The sequence below is a fragment of the Brevundimonas sp. 01N35 genome (genome assembly GCF_056399785.1).
The window spans coordinates 74237-95726 of record NZ_JBFTRZ010000002.1; the positions used below are offsets into that span (position 1 = coordinate 74237).

Genomic DNA, 21490 nt, shown 5'->3' on the forward strand with positions numbered 1-21490 from the left:
GGGAGGGAGGGCACGCCAAGCGGAGGCGAAACGAAAGCGGACGTTAAGCTGTCCGCGCGATACAAGAGCATCGCCATCGGAAGAAATCCGTCTTGACCGCCATGAACGCCATCCGCGACGCCCGGGCTATGCTGAACGAGCCGCCCACCCCGCAGCCGAAACCGCTGCGCCTGCTGGCGGCGGCGGCCTTCGCCGCGACGGCGGCGGTGCTTCTGGCGGGGAGCATGGTGGTGGGCCCCGGCGTGTCGTTCGACCAGGGTTCCACGGTTTCCAATCCTTAGACTGAGCCGTTGCCTTGGCCGCGCGTGGTCGCGGTGAACCGCCACGAGTCCTCGGCCGCCTTCATCGGAGCGCGGGCCTTGGCCAGGGTTTCGGCGTATTCGGCGGCGGGGTCGCTGTCCGCCACGACGCCGGCGCCGGCCTGAACGAAAATCTTGTCTTTAGCGAACATGGCGGTGCGCAGGACGATGCAGATGTCCGCCTCGCCATTGGCCGAGATATAGCCCACGCCGCCGCCGTAGCCGACGCCGCGCTTCTCGGTCTCCAACTCGTCGATGATCTCCATGGCCCGGACCTTGGGCGCGCCGGATAGCGTGCCGGCGGGAAGCGCCGCCAGAAGCGTGTCCACGGCGTCCAGCTTGGGATCGGCGGCGCCGTGCACATTCGAGACGATGTGCATGACCTGGCTGTAGCGTTCGACGACGAAGCTTTCCGTCACCTCGACCGAGCCGGGCGATGAGACCCGACCGACGTCGTTGCGGCCCAGGTCGAGCAGCATCAGGTGTTCGGCGCGTTCCTTGGGATCGGCCAGAAGCTCGGCTTCCAGGGCCTTGTCCGCCTCGGGCGTGGCGCCGCGCGGGCGGGTGCCGGCCAGGGGGCGGATGGTGACGCGGCCGTCCTTCAACCGGACCAGGATTTCCGGACTGGACCCGGCCAGCTGGAAATCGACGTAGTCTAGGAAGAACAGATAGGGCGATGGATTGCCGCGACGCAGCGACCGATAAAAGGCGAACGGGTCCTGGCTCCACGGCGCCGAGAAGCGGTGGGCCAACACGACCTGGAAGATGTCGCCAGCGGTGATGTAGTCCTTGGCCTTGGCGACCATGGCGTCGAAACCGGCGGCGTCGACGGGCGTGTGGAAATCGGGCGCGGGCAGAGGCTCGGCCTCGCGCTGGATCGGCAGCGGGCTGCGCAGGCGCTCCTCGAAATCGTCAAGGCGTGCAATGGCCGCCGAGAAAGCCGTGTCGGGCTCGGCGCCGCTGTCGGGATAGGCGGCGGCGATCAGGACGATCTCGTGCTTTACCGAATCGAAGATCGCGACCAGCGACGGGCGCGCCATGACGGCGTCGGGCAGGTTCAGCGGGTCCGGGTTGGCAGGGCCTAGCGGCTCCAGCAGCCGCACCATGTCATAGCCGAAGACGCCGAACAGGCCGGCGGCCATGGGCGGCAGGTCGTCGGGCAGGTCGAACTTGGTGGCCGCGATCAAGGCGCGCAGGGAGTCCAGCGCAGGCCGGTCCTCAAGCGTGAAGCGGTGGGCCAGGACGGCCTCGCCGCGCGCCATCTCGGCCTGACCGTCACGGCAGCGCCAGACAACATCGGGAGCCAGGGTGACGATCGAATAGCGGCCGTTGACCGCGCCGCCTTCGACCGATTCCAGCAGGCTGGCGTAGGGCCGCCCGTGACCGACCTTGAGGAAGGCCGAGACGGGCGTCTCCAGGTCGTCGATCAAGCGACGCACGACGACCTGGGGGTGGCCCGACGTCAGGCCCGAGACAAACGCGGCGCGTTCGGTTTCTTGTCCGAGGCCTGGGCTCATTTCTTGACGGGCGCGGCCGGAGCCGCCGGAGCTTCAACACCCAGAGCGGCCAGGGCGGCTGCCGGGTCGTTCTTGGCCTTGGTGCGGACGGCGGCGGCGGTGAAGCTCTGTTCGACCATGGCGTTGGCCAGCGCCTGGGTCAGGCGCGGACGCACCTGCTCGACCAGCGGGGCGGCGAGGGCCGGGACGGCGCCGTGGATGGCGTCGACATGGCCGACCACGAAGCTGGTCTGCGACTGGGCGCCGCTGAAGACCTGGCCCTTGCCCTGACCGAACAGGCCGCGCAGCACGCCTTCGCCCAGTTGGGTCTGGCTGTCGCGGCTCTGCTGGACGCCGGCGCGGGTGGTCAGTTCGGCGCCGGAGGTGGCGGCCACCTTGGCGATGTCCTCGCCGGCGCGGACGCGACCGGCCAGTTCCTCGGCCTTGGCCGACAGGCGACGAGCGTTTTCGCGCAGGGTCCATTGCTGGGCCAGCGGTGCGCGGACTTCAGCCAGGGTCGGCAGCGAGGCCGGGCGGATGTCGTCGACGCGGACGGCGAAATACTGGCCTTCGCCAGCGTCGATGATGTCGCTCTCGCCGCCCTTGGACAGGGCGTAAGCCGACTCGAAGATCTGACGCGGAGCGTTCAGCGGCTGACCATCCGGCAGGCGGCCGTCGGCGGTGAAGGGCGGCAGTTGCACCAGGCGCGCGCCGACCGACTGGGCGGCGTCGGCCAGGTTTTTGCCGTCTTGACGGGCCTTTTCGTACTTCTCGACCTTGGCGTAGGTCTCGCCCTTGGCGTCTTCGGCGCGCAACTCCTGGACCAGGGCGTTGCGGACGCTTTCCAGGGTGGCGGGGGCGCCGGCGGTGACGGCCGTCACCTTGGCGACCGTGAAGCCGAGGCGGCCCTGGATCGGGTTGGAGACCTGATCGACCGGCAGGGCGAAGACGGCGGCGGCGACGGCCGGATCCCCCAGAGCGCTCTGCGGCGTATCGACGTAGTTGCCGGGCTCGATCTTGTTGGCGGCGGCGACCTGGGCCGGGGTCTGGCCGGCGCGCAGGGCGGCGGCGATGCGGTCAGCGGTTTCCTTGTTCGGCGCGGCCAGCGTTACGAACGTGCGCTTTTCGGCGCTCGACAGGGCGGCCTTGCGGAACTCGAAGCGTTCGCGAATGCGCTCTTCGCTGATCGGGGCCGGCTGGCTGTTCGGAGCCGCGTTGAACAGCACGATCGAGATCATGCGGAATTCGGGACGGCGCAGCTGCGCGGCGTTCTCGTTGAGGAAGGCGGTCAGCTGGGCGTCGGTGGGGTCGGGGGTCTGACCGGCCATCGCCTGGGTCACGGTGAACCAGCGTCCGTCGCGCGTTTCCAGCGCCTGACCGGCCAGCAGGGCGCCGTAGATGCGAGGCACGCGGGCGCCGGCGAAGACAGCCGCGCCGAACTGGCTGGCGACATACTGATCGCGCAGGTCCTGCTCCAGCATTTCCGACGTCATGCCCTGGGCGGCCAGAGCCTGCTGGTAGCGGTCCTGATCGAACTGGCCAGTAACCTGATTGAAGAAGGCCGGGATCTGGCGAATCTGCTTCAGCACCAGTTCCTTGCCGGGGCGGATGCCGGCGTTCCAGGCCCAGGCGAGGAAGCCCAGGCGCTGGGTCTGGCTTTCCAGATACTGAGTGTGGATGTTCTCCTTGACCATGTCGTCGAACGACACGGGGCGACCGGCCTGCTCCTGCAGGTTGGCGCGAACGCGCTCAAAGTCGCCGCGGAACTGCTGGGCGCCGATGCTGCGGTCGCCAGCGTCGATGACGTGTTTCGGGCCGAGGCTCGAGAACACATCCGACTGAGCGCCCACGATCAGGAAGCTGAGGATGATCAAGGCGAACAGGCCGGCGGCCCATTTCGACTTGGAGAAGTTGCGGAACAGCGAGATCATCGAGACAGAACCTGACGAGGGCCGGCGTCAAAGGGGCGCCACGCTCGCCTATAAGGGCAGTCCCTAGGGCGCCGCAAGCGGACGCACCCCAACATCTTGGCTTCCGCGACAACGGCGCCTAAACAGGCCCCATGAAACAATCTGTGAAGCTGGTCGCCGGCAACTGGAAAATGAACGGCCTGGGCGTGAGCCTGGGCGAGGGTGAAGCGCTGGCTAAAGCCTTGCAGGAACAGGCCGCTGCCTGCCGCGTGGCGCTGTGCCCGCCTGCAACCCTGACCGAGCGGATGGCGCGCGCCTTGGCCGGAAGCCCGGTCGAACTGGGCGGTCAGGACTGTCACGCGGAGGCCTCGGGCGCTTTCACGGGTTCCGTCTCCGCCGCCATGCTAGCCGACGCTGGGGCGACCCTGGTGATTCTCGGCCACTCCGAACGCCGCGCCGGATTCGGGGAAAGCGACGCGGACGTCGCCGCCAAGGTCGAAGCCGCGCTGGCCGCGGGTCTGGAGCCGATCATCTGCATCGGCGAGACCCTGGCCGAACGTGAAGCGGGTCAGGCGGTCGAGGTGGTCAGCCGCCAAGTGGCTGGTTCGTTGCCGGCCAGACTGTCCGGCAAGGCTTTCGCCGTCGCCTATGAGCCGGTCTGGGCCATCGGCACGGGCCTGACGCCGACGCTGGAACAGATCGAGGAAGTTCACATCGCCGTGCGCGCCGCCATGGTTGCGCGGCTGGGCGAGGGCGGTCGGGTCGCGCCGATCCTGTACGGGGGGTCGGTGAAGCCGTCGAACGCTGCCGAAATTCTAGCCGTGGCCGAGGTCGGCGGGGCCCTGGTCGGGGGCGCTTCGCTGAAGGCCGAGAATTTTCTGGGCATCATCCGCGCCGCCTAGAGGGCCCTATGCCAGGCCTGTTTTCGTTCGGCGTTTGCCCCGGTCCCGCATCGGTGTTAGACGCCGCCGCTTGATCGGCGCATCTGCGCGCCCACATGATTGACACCATGCTCCAGACCATCTTGCTCGTCGCCATGATCCTGATCTCGGTCGCTTTGGCAGCCGTGATCCTGCTGCAACGCTCTGAGGGCGGCGCCCTGGGCATGGGCGGAGGCCCGTCGGGCTTCATGACCGCCCGCGGCGCGGGCAACCTGCTGACCCGGGCGACTTCGGTTCTGGCCGTGCTCTTCTTCGTGTGCGCCATCAGCCTGACCATCGCGGGCAACTTCGCTCGCGGCTCGCGTTCGGTGATCGATGCGGACGCCGTCGGCGCCATCGCGGTCGGCAACGAACAGCAGACCGCTCCGGCCGAACAGCCGGCGCAAGTCGCTCCGGCCAAGCCCGCAGCACCGTCGCTCGACGATCTGGAGGCCAGCCTGCCGGCGGCCTCGACCCCCGCGACGCCGGCTCCGGCGCCCTAGCCGGTCCGACAGTCACGAAATTCCAGAAAGCGCGCCGCAGGGCGCGCTTTCTTCTTTTGTTCAACGGTTGTTTTGCGTCGGGCCATGCTCCCGCCGCGAATCATGGAGTAAGGTGTCCGCCCATGGCTCGCTATGTGTTCATCACCGGCGGCGTGGTTTCCTCGCTAGGAAAAGGCCTCGCCTCCGCCGCTCTCGGCGCTCTTTTGCAGGCGCGAGGTTACAAGGTCCGTCTGCGCAAGCTGGACCCTTATCTGAACGTCGATCCGGGGACGATGAGCCCCTATCAGCACGGCGAGGTCTTCGTGACCGACGACGGCGCCGAGACCGACCTCGATCTGGGCCACTATGAGCGCTTCACCGGCGTCTCGGCGGCCAAGTCGGACAACGTCACGACCGGACGCATCTATTCGACCATCCTGGAGAAGGAGCGTCGCGGCGATTATCTGGGCGCGACCGTTCAGGTGATTCCGCACGTCACCGACCAGATCAAACAATTCTGCCTCAGCCCGGCCAAGACGGACGCGGGCGAGGACGTGGACTTCGTCCTGGTCGAGATCGGCGGCACTGTCGGCGACATCGAGGGCCTGCCCTTCTTCGAGGCGATCCGCCAACTGGGCCAGGACCTGCCGCGCGGCCAGTCCTGCTTTGTCCACCTGACCCTGCTGCCGTTCATCAAGACGGCCGGCGAGATGAAGACCAAGCCGACGCAGCACTCGGTTAAGGAACTGCGCTCCATCGGGATTCAGCCGGACATCCTGCTGTGTCGCTGCGAACAGCCGATCCCGGCTGACGAGAAACGCAAGATCGGCCTGTTCTGCAACGTGCGGGAAAGCGGCGTGATCCAGGCGATGGACTCGGCCGACATCTACGCTGTGCCGCTGGACTATCACCACCAAGGTCTGGACAGCGAAGTTCTGGCCCACTTCGGCCTCACCGATGCGCCCAAGCCTGACCTGTCCAGCTGGGAAGAGATCGTGCGCCGTCGCCTGCATCCGGACGGCGAAGTGACCATCGCCGTGGTCGGCAAATATACGGTGCTAAAGGACGCCTATAAGTCCCTGATTGAGGCCCTGCATCACGGCGGCGTGGCCAATAACGTCAAGGTCAATATCGACTGGGTCGAGGCCGACACCTTCGAAGGCGATCCCCAGGCCTGCCAGGAGCGTCTGCAAGGCGCCCACGCGGTTCTGGTGCCGGGCGGCTTCGGCGAACGCGGCGCCGAGGGCAAGATCGAGGCGGCGCGCTTTGCTCGTGAGCGCAAGATTCCCTACTTCGGCATCTGCTTCGGCATGCAGATGGCGGTGATCGAGGCGGCGCGGAACCTGGCGGGCTTCCCCAAGGCGACCTCGACTGAGTTCGGCCCTGCGGAAGAACCCGTCGTCGGCCTGATGACCGAATGGACCCAGGGCAACCAGCGCGTCCTGCGTCAGCAGGGCGGCGATCTGGGCGGCACCATGCGTCTGGGCGCCTATGATTCGACCCTGGCCGAAGGCTCGAAGATCGCGGAGATCTACGGCACGACCGAGATCAGCGAACGCCACCGTCACCGCTATGAGGTGAACATCAATTATCGCGAGGCGATAGAGCAGAAGGCGGGTCTGATTTTCGCCGGCCTGTCGCCTGACGGCGTCCTGCCCGAGACGGTCGAGCGCGCGGACCATCCCTGGTTCATTGGCGTCCAGTACCACCCGGAACTGAAGAGCCGCCCGTTCGCGCCGCACCCGCTGTTCGCCAGCTTCATCGGCGCGGCGGTCGTTCAGAGCCGGCTGGTCTAGGGGCGGGCTTCACGCACGCTTGTTGCAGCGTTTGTCCAGTGTTGTGCCAATATGGGCCGCAATCACTGGACAGACGCAAATGGCGGGTGAAATTCTCTATTTCCTGCATCGGCATTTCAAGGCCGTCCTGATCCTTGGAATGATCGCGAGTCTCGGCGTGCTGTTCGCCGTGGCGAACGCGACGTTTCTGCATCTGGATCTTTAGCCGCCAGGCGACGCGTGGCGTGGCCATGCAGGCGGCGGACGTATGGCCCGCCGCCTTTTTGAGCCTTATCGGCCGGACTTCGCTGTCGTCGCCGGCCCGTAGAAGAGGGCGTTGAACAGCAGGCGGGCCGAGGACCGGGCCTGGGCGCGGTTGACCACGTCGGGGCCGAGCACGATCACCCGGCCCGCGCCGTGCGGCAGGTCGAGGATGGCGTCCGAGCCCGACAGCTTCTGCGGGCCGATGGCCCAGCCGCTCGAAACCGTCACCTGCTGCGGATAGCGGACGATGGAGCCGGTTTCCCCGGTGTGGCGGAAGCCCGAGTTGCGGTTGAAGAAGACGTCCATCCGGTCCGAGGCGCCGAAGGCCAGGGGCTGGGTGTTGTCGACCTCGGTGCGCAGGATGGCGCCGGGGATGAAGAAGTCGGTCGAGGCCGGGGCCTTGCCGTCCGCACCCAGCAGCACGTCCTGAACCGGCGCGCCCAGGGCCGTGGCCAGACGGTGGGCCGAGCCGATGGTCACCACGCTGCCGCCGCCGCGCACGAAGGCGTCGATCTGCGGCACGGAGGTCTCGGTCGTGATCTTGCCCAGCCAGCCGCGATACTCGGCCGGGATGGCGTCGGGTTCGGGTTGCTTGTCGTCGGCGTCCTGAGCCGCCGCCGACAGGTTGGCGGGGATCATGTCCGAGGCGAAGACCAGGACGTCGAAATCCTTGGCCAGATCGCCCGCGTCCAGACGCTGCGGATAGACCACCTCGAACGGATACTCGAACTGCTCCAGCATGAAGCGGGTCCAGCCCGAGGCCATCGAGCCGCCGTAGCGGTCGACGAGACCGACGCGCACCGGCTTCAGCGCGATCTTGTCGCCGCCCGGCGCGCGGGCGGCGGCGTGGGCGTTCAGGCCCAGGTCACGCACGGCGGCCTCGACGATCGGACGGGCCTTGGCGTCGGCGGGGATCCACAGGGCGCCGGGGGCCAGGATGGCGCGGCCCGCGCGGGTCTCGCCTTCCTGCCAATAGACGGGCACGCCCGCCGCCAGCAGGCGGTTGGTCAGGATGTAGCCGTTGACCGGGGCGTGATCGATCAGCCAGCCAGCGCGGCCCGAGCCTTCGATCTTGCCGGCAGGCGGGGTCATGACGTCGGCCACGCGCTCGGTCGGGGCTTCGAAACCGTCGAGGATGCGGTCGAACTTGACCCCCATCTGCAGCGCCAGCGTATAGCCGGTCGCGTCATAGGGCAGGGCGGGCGGGCCGCCCGGATACTGTAGGTCGTGCGGGTGGTCCTGCGGCTCGAACATGTCCAGCACGTGCGGGCGATAGGCCTGGGCCGTCTTCACCACATAGGAGCCGGCCGGATAGGTCGTGCCGCCGATGGTAAAGGCGCGCGTGGCGCGGTCCACGTCCACGCCCGTCTTGATCAGGCTGTTCAGGAAGGCCACCGCGTTGGGCAGGTCGGCCTGATCCGCCGGGATGACATAGCCGCGCGGATCGCGACGCGCCGGATCGCGCAGCACCTTGTCATAGAGGGCCGGATCGACGCCGCGACGGCCCGCCGTGGGACCGGCGGCCTCGACCAGAGCCTCGACGCCGGTCGGCGTGATGCGCCAGGTGTCGGTGTTGCCCTTGTCGATGGCGTTCTGGCCCATGCGCCAGATATTGAACAGCAGCCGGTCCTTGTTGCGCGAGGCGTAGTTGAGGACGGCGCGGTTGATCGACTGCGAGTATTCGATCGACTGGGCGAAATGCCAGGTCTGGGGCGCGACCGGCATGGGCAGGTCGTTGCGGGCCAGCTGGTTCTGCGGGATCAGGCTGATCTGGCTCGGCGTCGGGTGGCCGGTGATCTCGGTCAGCAGGCCGACTGCATTGTGGAAGTAGGTGATGGAGCGCTCCATCCCGTTGTTCCAGGTCGAGTAGCTGGCGCCGCTGCGCATGGTCGAGCCGGGCTTGCCCTCTTCGATCAGGCGGCTGTGCATGGCCGCGCCGACTTCCGACAGGGTCCCCATGACCAGCGGGTCGTAGTTGTAGTTAAACGGGTCGCGGAAGGGCGGCATGAAGACCACGGTTCCGGCGGGCGCCGTCTGGTGGTGGTTGTAGATGATCTGCGGGAACCACTCGCGGAAGAACTGGCGGTTGACGTTGGTCGTCTCGGCCATGGCCGACAGGTAATAGTCGCGGTTGTTATCGTGGCCGACGTACTTCTGGTACAGGACCGGGATCGAGGCGAACTCGCGCTTCAGCGGGTCCGCGTTGCGCATGTACCAGTTGGAGACCAACTCCATCCCGTCGGGGTTCAGCGGCGCGAACAGGATGATGGTGTCGTTCAGGACGCGCAGGGCCTCGGGGTCTTCCGCCGTCAGCCATTCGTGCACGGCGGCGATCAGGGCCTGGGGCGGGACGGTCTCGGTCGAGTGCAGACCGCCGTCGATCCAGACCACGGCCTTGCCCTCGGCCGACATGGCGCGGGCCTCGGCCTCGCTGACGCCCTCGGCCTTGGCCAGACGACGCGCGATCTCCCGATAGCGGTCCAGGTTGGCCAGGTTCTGCGGCGTCGAGACGATGGCGATGTACTGAGTGCGGCCCTCGGACGACTTGCCGATCTCGACCAGCTTCATCCGGTCCGACTGGCTGGCCAGCGTCTTCAGATAGGCTTCCCACTGGGTGTAGTTGATCAGGTGGTAGTCGGCCCCGACCTCATGGCCGAAGGCCTCACGCGGCGAGGTGATGCGCGAGGTCGTCGCGGATGCGTTCGCCGGTGCGGCGGCGGGCGGCTGGGCCAGTACGCCCTCATAGGCCAGGGCGCTGGTCGCCGACAGCAGCAAGGCCGCCAATCCAGCTGCCCAGGGGGCGGTTACTCGGGTCATGCGAACTCCTGGGACGTCTTCTGATTACGATCCATAGTCAAGCTTGTCGCAGGCTTCGTCAAAGCCGGAGTTCGTCTGGCGGGGCGACACCCGAAAATTTTCGAGCGTCGAGCAGGTCTTAGCGGCTTGGCGAGAGATCGTCGGCGCCCAGGTCCAGCAGGGTGAGCCGGTCGCACAGCGTCGAAGGGACGGTCGTTGTCAGCACCGGGGTCGTGGACCGTCTGCTGCGCGCCAACAAAGGGGGCTCGACGGAGGATCGTCAAATTGACCGTTCTCGATGGGGCGGTCAGCCGTCTCCACCCGACGGTTCGGCGTTGGACTGACAGCGCGCTTCCGAAGGGTCTCCCGAGAACCGTACCGATCACGAAGCGGCCGCTGGTCAGGCCGAAGCACATCATGACGTCATGAGCGGCGAACCTTCAGCGGGGTGCATTTACCGCACCGTCGGGGTCGACCAGGGCCAGAGCGAAATCCATCGACAGCCGTCACGTCGCCAAAGCGGCAGCTCAGTGGCGCATGAGCCCGACCGGAGCCGACGGTACGGCCATGCGCCGGATCGCCTTCACCAGACGAGCGGCAACCGCCAGCCACCAGCCTACAGGAACTCGTCGTAGACGACTTGGGCGATTTCTCCCGTAGCAACGTCGACCAGGATGGCATCTGGTCCGTAGCGCACCCATTCATAACCGACGGGAGGGATGTCCAGGCCGAACAGCCAGTAGTCCGACAGCCAGTATTGCTCGTCCCAGAAGATCGGCGGGAGCATTTCACCGAACCGCCAGCGCCGGTACTCGAAGCCTTCGGGGCCGTGATAAGGGCCAATGCGATGACCTTCATTGGCCTGGAAGTTGTGGTTCATGAAGTCACGGTCGAAGGAAGGGCGATTCTGAATTCCTTCCGGTCGGCTCGGTGGCATGTAGTCACGCGGCATTCTTTGCGGTTCACCGCGAGGCATGGGTCCCATGTCCCTTTGCGGTCCACGCTGCATATCGCTGCGGGGCGCCTGCATCTGCATCTGCCGGTGTTGCATATCTCCCGGCGGTTGCTGCATCTGCCCGTGCTGCGCATCCGGGTTCGAAGCGGCGTAGCTTGAAGCGGCGAGCGCGCCCGTGGAAGCGGTCAAGGCGACGAACGTGGTCAGCAGAATGCGACGGTTCATGGCGAAGCTCCTTGAATTCGACGGCGTTGCGAGGAGATTTGAAGGCCTCATAACGTCGTTCCATTCTGAAAGGTTGCGCCCCGGCGTCATGACGACGGCTCGGCGGTAAAGTCCCCGCCTAGGGCCTCGATCAAGGCGACGGCGGCCAGTTGGCGGGTGAGGACGGACTGGGCCAAGGCGCGGCGCGCGCTCAGGGCCGTAGCCTGGGCGACGACGACGTCCGTATAGGCGACCAACCCCGCGCGATACTGATTGAGGCTGATCTGCTCGGCGGCGTCGGCGGCTGCCGAGGCTTCGGCGAGGTGCTGGTTCTGCTGGGCGAGAATCCGCGTCGCGGCCAGTTGGTCTTCGACATTCCGGAAGGCGGTCAGGGTGATCTGACGGTATTGGGCCACGGCCTGATCATAGGCCGCGCGCGCCTGTTCCGTTCGACCGCGACGGGCGCCGCCGTCGAACACCGTCTCGGCCAAGGCGACGCCCAGCGACCACAGGCTGGACGAGGCGTCGAACAGGCGGTTCAGTTGCGAAGCGGCTCCGCCATAGTCGCCCGTCAGGGTGATGACGGGGAAATAGGCGGCTTCCGCCACCCCGATCTGGGCGTTGGCCGCCGCGACCCGGCGCTCGGCCGCGGCGATGTCGGGGCGGCGTTGCAGCAGGGCCGAAGGCAACTCTACGGGAACGTCGGGCGCGGTCTGCGACCATGAGGGGGTGACGGCCAGGGTGAAGTCGGCGGGCACCTGTCCGATCAGGACGGCGATGGCGTGTTCGGCCTGGGCGCGTTGCTGGGTCAGGGCCGACAGGCTGGCCTGGGCGTTGGCGAGCTGGGTTTCGGCCAGAAGGACGTCGCTGCGGGCGGCGATCCTGGCGTCGTACCGGTTGCTGGTGATCTGAAGCGATCGCGCATAGCCGTCGACCGTAGCCGCGACGAGGGCGATCTCGGCGTCTGCCTCGCGCAGTAGCAGATAGTTGGCCGCTAGTTCGCCCTGCGCCGAGAGCTTGGCGGCGGCGAGATCCCCGACGCTGGCCTGGGCTAGGGCTCCGGCGGCCTCGACGGCGCGCCGCACGGCGCCCCAGACGTCCGGCGCCCAGGTTCCGCCGATGTCGAAGCGATAGGCATTGGCGGTGGATGCTCCCCCGCCGAGGCTGGCGGCTTTTGCACGCTGGCCTGACCCCTCCAGAAGCACGGTCGGGAAATAGGCCGCGCGCTGCTCTCGCACGAGGGCGCGCGCCTGACGGTAGGCGGCCTCGGCGGCCGCGAGATTCTGGTTGGAGACCTCCAGCCGCTGCTGCAGCGCGTCCAGAATGGGATCGTTGAACACCCGCCACCAGTCACGGCGATCGACGGCGTCGGCCGGGACGGCTTGCATCCAGCCCTCGGTCGGCGCCACGGCCTCCTTGTAGGCGGCGGAGATGGGCGTCGTGGGTCGGACATAGTTGGGGCCCGACGCGCAGGCCGTCAGAACCAGGCCGCCGACCACACTGATGCAGACCACGGTACGCATCTTCGTTTCCTAGGCGGTTCCAAGGGGGGATGGAGTAGCGGTAGGCGCGGCTCGCGCCGCCCTGGCGCGCGGGCTCCCGAGACGGTCCAGGTAGAGGAAGACCACCGGCGTGGTGAGCAGGGTCAGCAACTGGCTGGCCACCAGACCGCCGATAATGGCTATGCCGAGGGGTTGACGGAGTTCGGCCCCGTCGCCGAAGCCGATGGCCAGGGGCAGGGCGCCGAGGGCGGCCGCCAGGGTGGTCATCAGGATGGGGCGGAACCGCAGCATCGACGCCTCGCCGATGGCGTCACGCGCGCTCAACCCACGTTGGCGCTGGGCGTTGATGGCGAAGTCGATGATCAGGATGGCGTTCTTCTTGACGATGCCGATCAGCAGGATCAGCCCGATCAGGGCGATGATCGAAAACTCCATCTTGAAGGCCATCAGGGCGATCACGGCCCCGATCCCCGCCGAGGGCAGGGTCGACAGGACGGTGAGCGGGTGGATCAGACTTTCGTAGAGGACGCCGAGGACGAGATAGACCGCCAGTATGCCGGCGAGGATCAACAGCGGCTGGCTGTTCAGCGAGTCCTGAAACGCCTTGGCCGCGCCCTGGAAACTGCCTTGAACATTGGACGGCATATGGATTTCGGCTTCCGCGGCGGCGATCGCCGCCTTGGCGTCGCTGAGGGATTTTCCAGGTGGAAGGTTGAACGAAATGGTCGTCGCCAGCTGGCCGTCCTGATGGTTGATCGTCGTCGGTGCGGCCGAGTCGGAAAAACTGGCGAAGGCCGCGAGCGGCGCTGTCTTGCGCGGGGTCAGGGTCAGGGCGGATCCCTGGGAGGCGTTGCGGACAGGCGAGGCCGTCGGGCCGGTGCTCGCTTGAACCGAACCGGCCGCCAGAACCGTCGCCCCGCCGCTGACGGGCACATGGACGTCGTACAGGGCCGAGGGATCGCGGGCGTACTGGGGGGCGACCTCCTGGACGATATGGTACTGGTTCAGGTCCTTGTAGATCGTGGACACCTGCCGCTGGCCGAAGGCATCGTAGAGGACGTTGTCGAGCGTCGCCGAATTGATCCCCAGGCGAGCGGCGGCGGTCCGGTCGATCATGACATAGGATTCCAGGCCGTTGGGTTGGGCGTTGGAATTGACGTCGACAAGGTCAGGGCGCCGGCTCATGGCGTCGGCCAGGGCCCCCGCCCAGGTCGCCAGATCGGCAGCGTTGTCGCTCTTCAGGGTGTACTGATATGCGGCGTTGCTTTGTCGCGCCCCGATGGTGACGTCCTGAACCGGGCTGAGGAACAGCGTCGCACCGCTGACGTGCATCAGCCTGGGGCGTAGTCGAGCGATGACGGTCTGGCTGCTGTCCTTGCGACCGGGCTTGGGCTTCAGGGTGATGAAGACGAAGCCGCCGCCCGCCCGCGATCCTCCGGTAAAGCCGACCACGGATTGAACGGCAGGGTCCTGACCCACCACGTCCAGAATTTGCTTCAGCTTGCCCTGCATGGCCTGGAACGAGATGCTTTGGTCGGCCCTCAGGCCGCCGCTGATCTGGCCGGTGTCCTGGATAGGAAAGAAGCCCTTGGGCACGGCGGTAAACAGATAGACGTTCAGCCCGATCACAATGGCCAGGGCGCACAGCATCAACCGACCGTGATCCAGCGCCCATTCGAGCGCCGATCCATAGCCGTCGCGCACACGCTCAAAGCCCCGGTTCAACGCAGACGCTAGTCGGCCGGGCTGTTTGGCCTGGCGGGCGGGACGCAGAAGGAAGGCGCACATCATCGGCGTCGCCGTCAGCGAGATCACCAGCGAAATCAGCACCGCCGCCGCCAGGGTGACGGCGAACTCGCGGAACAGGCGGCCGACGATCCCTTCCATGAACAGCAGGGGGACGAAGACCGCCACCAGAGACAGGCTGATCGAGACGACGGTGAAGCCGACCTCGCGCGCGCCCAGCAAGGCGGCCTGGACGCGGTCCATGCCCCTTTCCAGATGGCGGCTGGTGTTCTCCAGAACTACGATGGCGTCGTCCACCACGAAGCCGGTCGCCACCGTCAGGGCCATCAGGCTGAGGTTGTTGAGGCTGAAGCCCAGCAGGAACATGACGCTGACGGCGCCGAGGATCGACACGGTCACGGCGACGGCGGGAATGATCGTGGCCCGGACGCTGCCCAGGAAGACGGCCACGACCAGCACGACCAGCACCAGAGCGATGAGCAGGGTGATCTCGACCTCCTTCAGCGAGGCCCGGGTCGTCAGCGTCCGGTCGGCGGCGACGGCCATTTCGATGTCGGCCGGCAGGCGCGTCTTCAGCAAGGGCAGGGCGGCCCTGACGCCGTCAGCGGTCTTGATGACATTGGCTCCGGGCTGGCGGCTGATCAGCGCCACGACAGCGGGTTCGCCGTTGTAGAGGCCCAGGGTGTGCAGGTCCTCGACGCTGTCGACCACCTCGGCCACATCGCTCAAACGCACCGGGGCCCCGTCGCGCCAGGCCAGGATCAGGTCGCGGAAATCGGCCGCCGACTGGCCCGTGTCGTTGGTGTAGATCTGAAAGGCGCGGGCGCTGTCCTCGATGACCCCCTTGGGGCGGTTCGGGTTGGCGGCGGTGATGGCGGCGCGTACGTCTTCCATGCCGATGCCGTATTGGCTCAGGGCATGAGGGTTCAGTTCGACGCGCACCGCAGGCAAAGAGCTTCCGCCCAACTCGACCGAGCCGACGCCGTCGATCTGCGACAGGGTCTGCTGGACGATGTTGGCGGCGGCCTCATAGATCTGGCCCGGGGTGCGGGTCTGGGATTGCAGGGCGATGATCATGACCGGAGCGTCGGCGGGATTGGTCTTGGCGTAACTGGGGTTGGCCTTCAGAGTCGTGGGCAGGTCGGCGCGCGCGGCGTTGATCGCCGCCATGACGTCGCGCGCGGCCCCGTTGATGTCGCGGCTGAGATCGAACTGCAGGGTGATCCGGCCTTGGCCGGTGGTGCTGGACGAGGTCAGTTCGCTGACGTTCGAGATCACGCCCAGGCGGCGTTCCAGCGGGGTGACGACGTTGGCGGCCATGGTCTGGGGACTGGCCCCCGGCAGGCTGGCCGAAACCGAAATCGTCGGAAAGTCGACCTGGGGCAGGGGCGCGACCGGCAGGTTGAAAAAGGCGGCGATGCCGGTCAGGGCCAGGCCGATGGTCAGCAGGATGGTGCCGATCGGACGACGGACGAATGGCCCCGACAGGTTCATGCCGACGCCTCCTCGCCCAGGGCGGCTGGCGCTCGACGCCGGGTCAGGCGGTCGAAGGCCAGATAGACGACAGGCGTGGTGAACAGGGTCAGGGCTTGGCTGATGATCAACCCGCCGAAGATGGCGATGCCCAACGGGTGACGAAGTTCGGAGCCCACCCCCCATCCCAGCATCAGGGGCACGGCGGCGAACATGGCCGCCAGCGTCGTCATCAGAATCGGCCGCAGACGCAGCAGCGCGGCCTGATGGATCGCCTCGCGCGGCGGCTTGCCCTGGTCGCGCTCGGCGTCCAGGGCGAAGTCGATCATCATAATGGCGTTCTTCTTGACGATGCCGATCAGCAGAATGATCCCGATGACGCCGATCACCCCCAGGTCGTTGCCGGTCAGCATCAGAGCCAGCAGAGCCCCGATCCCGGCCGACGGCAGGGTCGACAGGATGGTCAGGGGGTGGATGAAGCTCTCATAGAGAACGCCCAGCACGATATAGACGCAGACGACGGCGGCCAGGATCAGCCAGAGCTCGTTCTGAAGCGAGTTCTCATAGGCGCTGGCAGCCCCCAGGAAGACAATCTGGACGCTGGGCGGAAGCCCGATGGATTGGGCCGTCTGGCGGATCTGACCGACCGCCGCGCCCAGCGAGGCGCCCGGCGCGACATTGAATCCTACGGTCGCGGCAGGAAACTGAGCCACATGGTTGACCTCCAGCGGCGCCGACCGCTCCTCGATGGCGGCGATTACGGACAGGGGCGTCGGCGCGCCAATGGTCGGAACGTGCAGCAGGGCCAGGTCCGCGGGCGTGGACACCAGCGTCGGGTCGGCCTCCAGGATGACGCGATACTGGTTGGTTTCGTCGAAGATGGTCGAGACGATCCGCTGGCCGAAGGCGCTGTAGAGGGTCTCGTCCACCGTCGAGGCGGTGACGCCGAGCCGCGCCGCCGTATCCCGGTCGATGTTGACGTAGGCGGCCAGACCGGACGCGCCTGCGTCGGTGACGACGTTCCTCAGCTTCGACCCGTCCTGCAGGGCGGCTGTGAGTTTTTGCGCCCAGAGGTCCACGGTCGCCTGGTCCGAGCCCTGCAAGGCGAAACGGTTCTGGGTCGGGCCGGTCTCGGCGTCGATGGTCAGGTCCTGAACCGGCTGAACATAGAGGACCACGCCCGGCACGGTCGCCGCCGCCTGCTTCAGTCGGTCCATGATCACGGCCTGGGAGGCGGTGCGATGGTCCTTGAGGTTGATCAGCATCCGCCCAACGCCCAGCAGGGAGGTGTTGACGCCGTCGACGCCGATGAAGGCGCTCAGTGAGGCCACGTCCGGGTCCTGCAACAGGACCTTGGCGACTGCCTGCTGGGTTTCGGCCATGCCGCCATAGGAGATGGAACGGGCGGCGCGCACCTCGGCCTGAAGCTGGCCGGTGTCCTGGGTCGGGAACAGGCCCTTGGGGATGACGATATAGAGCAGGGCGGTCAGGGCCAGGGTGACGGCGACCACTGCCAGCGTCGCGCCCTGACGGTCCAGCACCCAGTCCAGGGCGCGATCATAGCGGTACAGCAGGCGCTGGAAGACGTCCGGCTTGGCTTCGGTTTGCCCCTCCGGTCGGGACGGGCGCGGCTTGAGCCAATAGGCCGACAGCATCGGCGTCAGCGTCAGGGACACCACGGCGGAAATGGCGATGGTGACGGCCAGGGTGACGGCGAATTCCCGGAACAGCCGCCCCACCACATCGCCCATGAAGAGCAGGGGGATCAGCACCGCGATCAGCGACACGGTCAACGAGACGATGGTGAAGCCGATCTGGCGCGCGCCGTTCAACGCCGCCTGGAACGGCTTTTCGCCGGCCTCGATGCGGCGGGCGATGTTCTCAATCATGACGATGGCGTCGTCGACGACGAAGCCCGTGGCGATGGTCAGGGCCATCAGGCTGAGGTTGTTGAGGCTGAACCCCATCAGATACATGAAGCCGAAGGTGCCGATCAGCGAGATCGGCACGGCCAGACCCGCGATCAGGGTCGCGGGGCCGCTGCGGAGGAAGGCGAAGATCACGGCCACGACAAAGGCGACGGCCAGCAGCATCTCGAACTCGACGTCCCGGACCGAGGCGCGGATGCTGGTCGTGCGATCGCTTAGCACCTCGACCTTGAGCCCGGCGGGAAGACCGGTCGTCAGGTCGGGCAGGCGCGCCTTTACGGCGTCGACCGTCGCGATGACATTGGCCCCGGGCTGGCGCTGGACGTTGACGAGGATCGCGGGCGTCAGGTTGGCCCAGGCGCCCAGCCGCACGTTTTCGGCGCTGTCGATGACGCTGGCGACGTCCGATAGCCGGACGGCGGCTCCATCGCGATACAGCAGCACCATGTCCCGATAGTCCTGGGCCGTGGTCAACTGATCGTTGGCGTCGATCGTGTAGGCGCGGCTTGGGCCGTCGAAACCGCCCTTGGCCCCGCTGGCCGCGCCGCTGGCGATCGCGGTGCGCAGGGCGTCGATGGTCAGGCCGTAGGATGCAAGCCGCTGGGTGTCGACCTGAACCCTGACGGCTGGCCTGGCGCCGCCGCTGAGCGACACCAGACCCACGCCGCCGACCTGGGAAATCTTCTGGGCCAGATGGGTGTCGACCAGGGTCTCCACCTGGGTCAAAGGCAGGGTGGCGGAGGTGATCGCGAGGGTCAGGACGGGGGCGTCGGCCGGGTTGACCTTGGCATAGATGGGCGGTGCCGGCAGATCGGCGGGCAGCAGGCTTCCCGCCGCATTGATGGCCGCCTGGACCTCTTGCTCGGCCACGTCAAGCGACAGGGACAGATCGAACTGCAAGGTGATCGCCGAGGCACCCGCCGCGCTGGTCGAACTCATTCGGCCAAGGCCCGACATCTGGCCGAACTGGCGTTCCAGCGGGGCGGTGACGGTGTTGGCCATCACTTCCGGGCTGGCGCCGGGATAGAGAGTCTGGACCTGGATGGTCGGGTAGTCGACCTGGGGCAGGGCGGAGAGCGGCAGCAGGCGAAACGCCGCCAGTCCCGCCAGCACCAGCGCCGCCATCATCAGTGCGGTCGCAACCGGACGCAGGATGAAGGGGCCCGAGATATTCATCGGCCTGGGTGTTGGTGGGTCGCAGAGTTTGGGTTTCCCGCGTTCGACAGAACCACCTGTGCGCCGTCCGTCAGTTGATCGCCGCCGGCCGTGACCACCTGTTCCCCGACGGCGAGTCCCTGGCTGATCGAGACGAGGTCGCCGCTGGTCGGGCCGCGGCGGACGGAACGGAAGGTGGCCTTGGAGGCTGGGCTGACGACATAGACGAAATCGCCCCTGGGCCCGGTGCGAACGGCTGCGGACGGGACGAGGACGACATCCTCCTGAACCTCGAGCAGCAGCCGCGTATTGACGAACTGGCCGGGGAAGAGGGCGCCGTCCGTATTGGCGAAGCGGGCCTTGGCCTTCACCGTGCCGGTGGCGGCGTCCACGGCGTTGTCCAGGGTCAGGAACTGTCCCTGAGCCAGGACGCGGGTGCGGGTTTCGTCCAGGGCGGTCGCGGGCGGCGACGACCCCGCCGCCAAGCGGGTGCGGATGCGCGTCAGGTCCTGCTGCGGAACCGAAAATTCGACGTCGATGGGGGTCAGTTGCGCAATCGTGGCGACGCCGCCGCCGGCTGGCGTGACATAGGCGCCCAGATCCGCCGTCCGCAGTCCGATCCGGCCGCTGACTGGGGCCGAGACCCGGCTGAAGGTCAGGTTCAGCCTTGCTGCGCCGATGGCGGCGCGATCGCCGGCTACGGCGCCCGCCAGTTGCTTGACGGTCGCGGCCTGGGTGTCGACATCCTGGCCGGCGATTGAGTCCTGCGCCGACAGGGTGCGGTAACGGTCCAGGGTCAGCTGGGCGATTTGAAGCTGCGCCTCGTCGCGGGCGAGGGCGGCTTCGGCCTGTTGCAGGGCCAGTTGGAACGGGCGCGGGTCGATCACGACCAGAGGCGCGCCCTTGGCGACGATCTGGCCCTCCCGATAGAGGACGGCGGCGATCACGCCTGAAACCTGCGGCTGTACCGCCACCTCGGCCAGAGGCGTGACCGTGCCGAGCGCATCGACCTGGATCGGGACCGACCCCTTGGTCGCCGCCGCCACGGCGACAGCCACGGGCGGCTTGTGGCCCGCGCGCGCCTTGTCCGCGTTGGAATTTCGATGGGTCAGAAACCAGGCCAGGGCCAGAAGCGCCGCTATGGACAGGAGCAGAATCCAGATCCCTCGCTTTCGGCCGACGCGCCCGCGTCTTTCAGCGTCGGTCGTCGAGCGTTCAGGGGCGGCGGGATGTTCGTCCATGGTGCCTGACTGAAATGTCTGTGCAGCGTGGGATCAGAGGGAAGGCGCTCACTAATTGGCGCGTTAAGGCGAGGGGCTGGCGGAGATCAGAAGAACACGTCGGCGGGCTTTGGCCAAGGCTTAGGGAGAGATTGCAAAAACGAAGATATGCGACGCTAGATCGTCGGGATGCGCAGGGATGATCTGACCGCAGGTTTGTTCGCCGGGCTGATGTCGCCGGGGGCGGTGGCGAGAAAGGCGCTTTGCTCTGAAGACTTAAGCTGACAGGTCGCATGCGAGCTAACGCATCGCTGGACACGTCCTAGTCCGGCCCGGGCTTCGACGGCGCTCGCCCTGCGGCGCCCGATGCGGGCGCGGGATCAATCGCCTCGGCGCCTTCGATATGGCCGCCGAAGCCGAAGCGCATGGCCGACAGCATCCGGTCGGCGAAGGTGTGGTCCCGGCGCGAGCGGAAGCGTGCATAGAGGGCGGTGGACAGCACGTCCGCTGGTACCGCTTCCTCGATGGCGGCCTCCACGGTCCAGCGGCCTTCTCCGGAATCCTGAACGAAGCCGGAATACTCGTTGAGTTGCTCGTCCTTGACCAAAGCCGCGGCCCCCAGGTCGAGCAACCAGGAGGTAATCACGCTGCCGCGCCGCCAAACCTCGGCGATATCCGCCAGATTCAGGGTGTAGCGTTCGTCCTCCGCTAGATCCTCGGAGATCTTGTTGCGCAGGATGTTGAAGCCCTCGGCATAGGCCTGCATCAACCCATACTCGATGCCGTTGTGCACCATCTTGACGAAGTGCCCTGCGCCGGCGGGACCCGCATGGATGTAGCCGCGCTCGGCCTGGCAAACCTCGCCGGTGCGCCCGAGCGTGCGGGGGATGTGGCCGACACCGGGGGCCAGGGCCTCAAAGATCGGGTCGAGACGGGCGACGGCCTCCTGGGGTCCGCCTATCATCATGCTATAGCCGCGCTCCAGGCCCCAGACCCCGCCCGAGGTGCCGCAGTCGACATAGGCGACACCCTTTTCGCCTAGGAGTTTGGCCCGGCGGATGTCGTCCTTGTAGAAGCTGTTGCCGCCGTCGATGATCGTGTCGCCGGTCTCAAGCAAATCGCGCAATTGATGGACAGTCTCTTCGGTGGCCTGTCCGGCGGGTAGCATGAGCCACACCGCGCGCGGCTTTTGCAGCTTGCCGACCAGGTCCGCCAGCGAGTCGGCGGCCGTGGCGCCCTCCTTGGCCAGGACGTCGCGCGCCTTAGCGTCCAGGGCATAGACCACGCAACTGTGCCCAGCCGCCATCAAACGGCGGGACATATTGCCCCCCATGCGTCCAAGTCCGATCATCGCGATCTGCATGG

The 21490-nt window shown here is 67.0% G+C and carries 14 protein-coding genes; 5 read left to right on the forward strand and 9 right to left on the reverse strand.

The window, feature by feature from the left end; all coding sequences use genetic code 11:
- Window positions 1–101: 101 nt before the first annotated feature.
- On the forward strand, window positions 102–281 hold the full coding sequence (locus tag AC1DJ5_RS02105; RefSeq protein WP_441453808.1) for a hypothetical protein: 180 nt from the start codon (window positions 102–104) through the stop codon (window positions 279–281).
- Here the strand turns inward: AC1DJ5_RS02105 and trpE are convergent.
- Window positions 278–1816 (reverse strand): anthranilate synthase component I, encoded by a 1539-nt coding sequence (gene trpE / locus AC1DJ5_RS02110; protein ID WP_441453553.1) that lies wholly within the window; start codon window positions 1814–1816, stop codon window positions 278–280. The two genes, AC1DJ5_RS02105 and trpE, sit on opposite strands and share 4 nt — an antisense overlap.
- Entirely contained in the window at window positions 1813–3726 is a 1914-nt protein-coding gene (locus tag AC1DJ5_RS02115) for a peptidylprolyl isomerase (RefSeq protein ID WP_441453551.1), read from the reverse strand. Before AC1DJ5_RS02115 ends, trpE begins: the two co-directional genes overlap by 4 nt.
- A 131-nt stretch (window positions 3727–3857) precedes the next feature.
- On the opposite strand from AC1DJ5_RS02115, the gene tpiA reads away from it, so the two are divergent.
- The 4 genes from tpiA (at window position 3858) to AC1DJ5_RS02135 (ending at window position 7108) form a co-directional block, all read left to right on the forward strand.
- A complete protein-coding gene (gene tpiA, locus AC1DJ5_RS02120; protein WP_477019520.1) occupies window positions 3858–4607 on the forward strand; it encodes a triose-phosphate isomerase in 750 nt (249 codons plus the stop codon).
- A 107-nt stretch (window positions 4608–4714) separates the two neighbouring features.
- Window positions 4715–5128, forward strand: coding sequence for a preprotein translocase subunit SecG (secG, locus tag AC1DJ5_RS02125; protein WP_441453547.1), 414 nt, complete (start codon window positions 4715–4717; stop codon window positions 5126–5128).
- 122 nt (window positions 5129–5250) lie between these two features.
- Window positions 5251–6903, forward strand: a complete 1653-nt coding sequence (locus tag AC1DJ5_RS02130) for a CTP synthase (protein WP_477019521.1) — start codon at window positions 5251–5253, stop codon at window positions 6901–6903.
- A gap of 79 nt (window positions 6904–6982) precedes the next feature.
- Complete coding sequence (locus tag AC1DJ5_RS02135; RefSeq protein ID WP_441453543.1) at window positions 6983–7108, forward strand: hypothetical protein; 126 nt, start codon at window positions 6983–6985, stop codon at window positions 7106–7108.
- 65 nt (window positions 7109–7173) lie between these two features.
- Here AC1DJ5_RS02135 and AC1DJ5_RS02140 read toward each other — a convergent pair whose 3' ends face one another.
- From AC1DJ5_RS02140 to gnd, 7 genes are all read right to left on the reverse strand, one after another.
- A complete protein-coding gene (locus AC1DJ5_RS02140) occupies window positions 7174–9963 on the reverse strand; it encodes a M14 family metallopeptidase (protein WP_477019522.1) in 2790 nt (929 codons plus the stop codon).
- Window positions 9964–10558: 595 nt separating this feature from the next.
- Window positions 10559–11122: an RcnB family protein gene (locus tag AC1DJ5_RS02145; protein ID WP_477019523.1), complete on the reverse strand. Its 564-nt coding sequence runs from the start codon at window positions 11120–11122 to the stop codon at window positions 10559–10561.
- A gap of 86 nt (window positions 11123–11208) precedes the next feature.
- Entirely contained in the window at window positions 11209–12624 is a 1416-nt protein-coding gene (locus AC1DJ5_RS02150; RefSeq protein WP_477019524.1) for an efflux transporter outer membrane subunit, read from the reverse strand.
- A gap of 9 nt (window positions 12625–12633) precedes the next feature.
- Complete coding sequence (locus AC1DJ5_RS02155; RefSeq protein ID WP_477019525.1) at window positions 12634–15843, reverse strand: efflux RND transporter permease subunit; 3210 nt, start codon at window positions 15841–15843, stop codon at window positions 12634–12636.
- The gene (locus tag AC1DJ5_RS02160; protein ID WP_477019526.1) at window positions 15840–18926 is read right to left on the reverse strand and encodes an efflux RND transporter permease subunit; all 3087 of its coding nucleotides are present in this window, start codon (window positions 18924–18926) and stop codon (window positions 15840–15842) included. The genes AC1DJ5_RS02155 and AC1DJ5_RS02160 overlap by 4 nt, the downstream gene beginning before the upstream one ends.
- The gene (locus tag AC1DJ5_RS02165) at window positions 18923–20146 is read right to left on the reverse strand and encodes an efflux RND transporter periplasmic adaptor subunit (RefSeq protein WP_477019527.1); all 1224 of its coding nucleotides are present in this window, start codon (window positions 20144–20146) and stop codon (window positions 18923–18925) included. Before AC1DJ5_RS02165 ends, AC1DJ5_RS02160 begins: the two co-directional genes overlap by 4 nt.
- A 301-nt stretch (window positions 20147–20447) precedes the next feature.
- Window positions 20448–21488 (reverse strand): phosphogluconate dehydrogenase (NAD(+)-dependent, decarboxylating), encoded by a 1041-nt coding sequence (gene gnd / locus AC1DJ5_RS02170; RefSeq protein ID WP_441453530.1) that lies wholly within the window; start codon window positions 21486–21488, stop codon window positions 20448–20450.
- Window positions 21489–21490: the final 2 nt, after the last annotated feature.

Excerpts from the sequence above, each read along its gene's own strand:
- AC1DJ5_RS02105 (WP_441453808.1), top strand. The coding sequence starts at position 102 with ATGAACGCCATCCGCGACGCCCGGGCTATGCTGAACGAGCCGCCCACC.
- trpE (WP_441453553.1), bottom strand. The coding sequence starts at position 1,816 with ATGAGCCCAGGCCTCGGACAAGAAACCGAACGCGCCGCGTTTGTCTCG.
- AC1DJ5_RS02115 (WP_441453551.1), bottom strand. The coding sequence starts at position 3,726 with ATGATCTCGCTGTTCCGCAACTTCTCCAAGTCGAAATGGGCCGCCGGC.
- tpiA (WP_477019520.1), top strand. The coding sequence starts at position 3,858 with ATGAAACAATCTGTGAAGCTGGTCGCCGGCAACTGGAAAATGAACGGC.
- secG (WP_441453547.1), top strand. The coding sequence starts at position 4,715 with ATGCTCCAGACCATCTTGCTCGTCGCCATGATCCTGATCTCGGTCGCT.
- AC1DJ5_RS02130 (WP_477019521.1), top strand. The coding sequence starts at position 5,251 with ATGGCTCGCTATGTGTTCATCACCGGCGGCGTGGTTTCCTCGCTAGGA.
- AC1DJ5_RS02135 (WP_441453543.1), top strand. The coding sequence starts at position 6,983 with ATGGCGGGTGAAATTCTCTATTTCCTGCATCGGCATTTCAAGGCCGTC.
- AC1DJ5_RS02140 (WP_477019522.1), bottom strand. The coding sequence starts at position 9,963 with ATGACCCGAGTAACCGCCCCCTGGGCAGCTGGATTGGCGGCCTTGCTG.
- AC1DJ5_RS02145 (WP_477019523.1), bottom strand. The coding sequence starts at position 11,122 with ATGAACCGTCGCATTCTGCTGACCACGTTCGTCGCCTTGACCGCTTCC.
- AC1DJ5_RS02150 (WP_477019524.1), bottom strand. The coding sequence starts at position 12,624 with ATGCGTACCGTGGTCTGCATCAGTGTGGTCGGCGGCCTGGTTCTGACG.
- AC1DJ5_RS02155 (WP_477019525.1), bottom strand. The coding sequence starts at position 15,843 with ATGAACCTGTCGGGGCCATTCGTCCGTCGTCCGATCGGCACCATCCTG.
- AC1DJ5_RS02160 (WP_477019526.1), bottom strand. The coding sequence starts at position 18,926 with ATGAATATCTCGGGCCCCTTCATCCTGCGTCCGGTTGCGACCGCACTG.
- AC1DJ5_RS02165 (WP_477019527.1), bottom strand. The coding sequence starts at position 20,146 with ATGGACGAACATCCCGCCGCCCCTGAACGCTCGACGACCGACGCTGAA.
- gnd (WP_441453530.1), bottom strand. The coding sequence starts at position 21,488 with ATGCAGATCGCGATGATCGGACTTGGACGCATGGGGGGCAATATGTCC.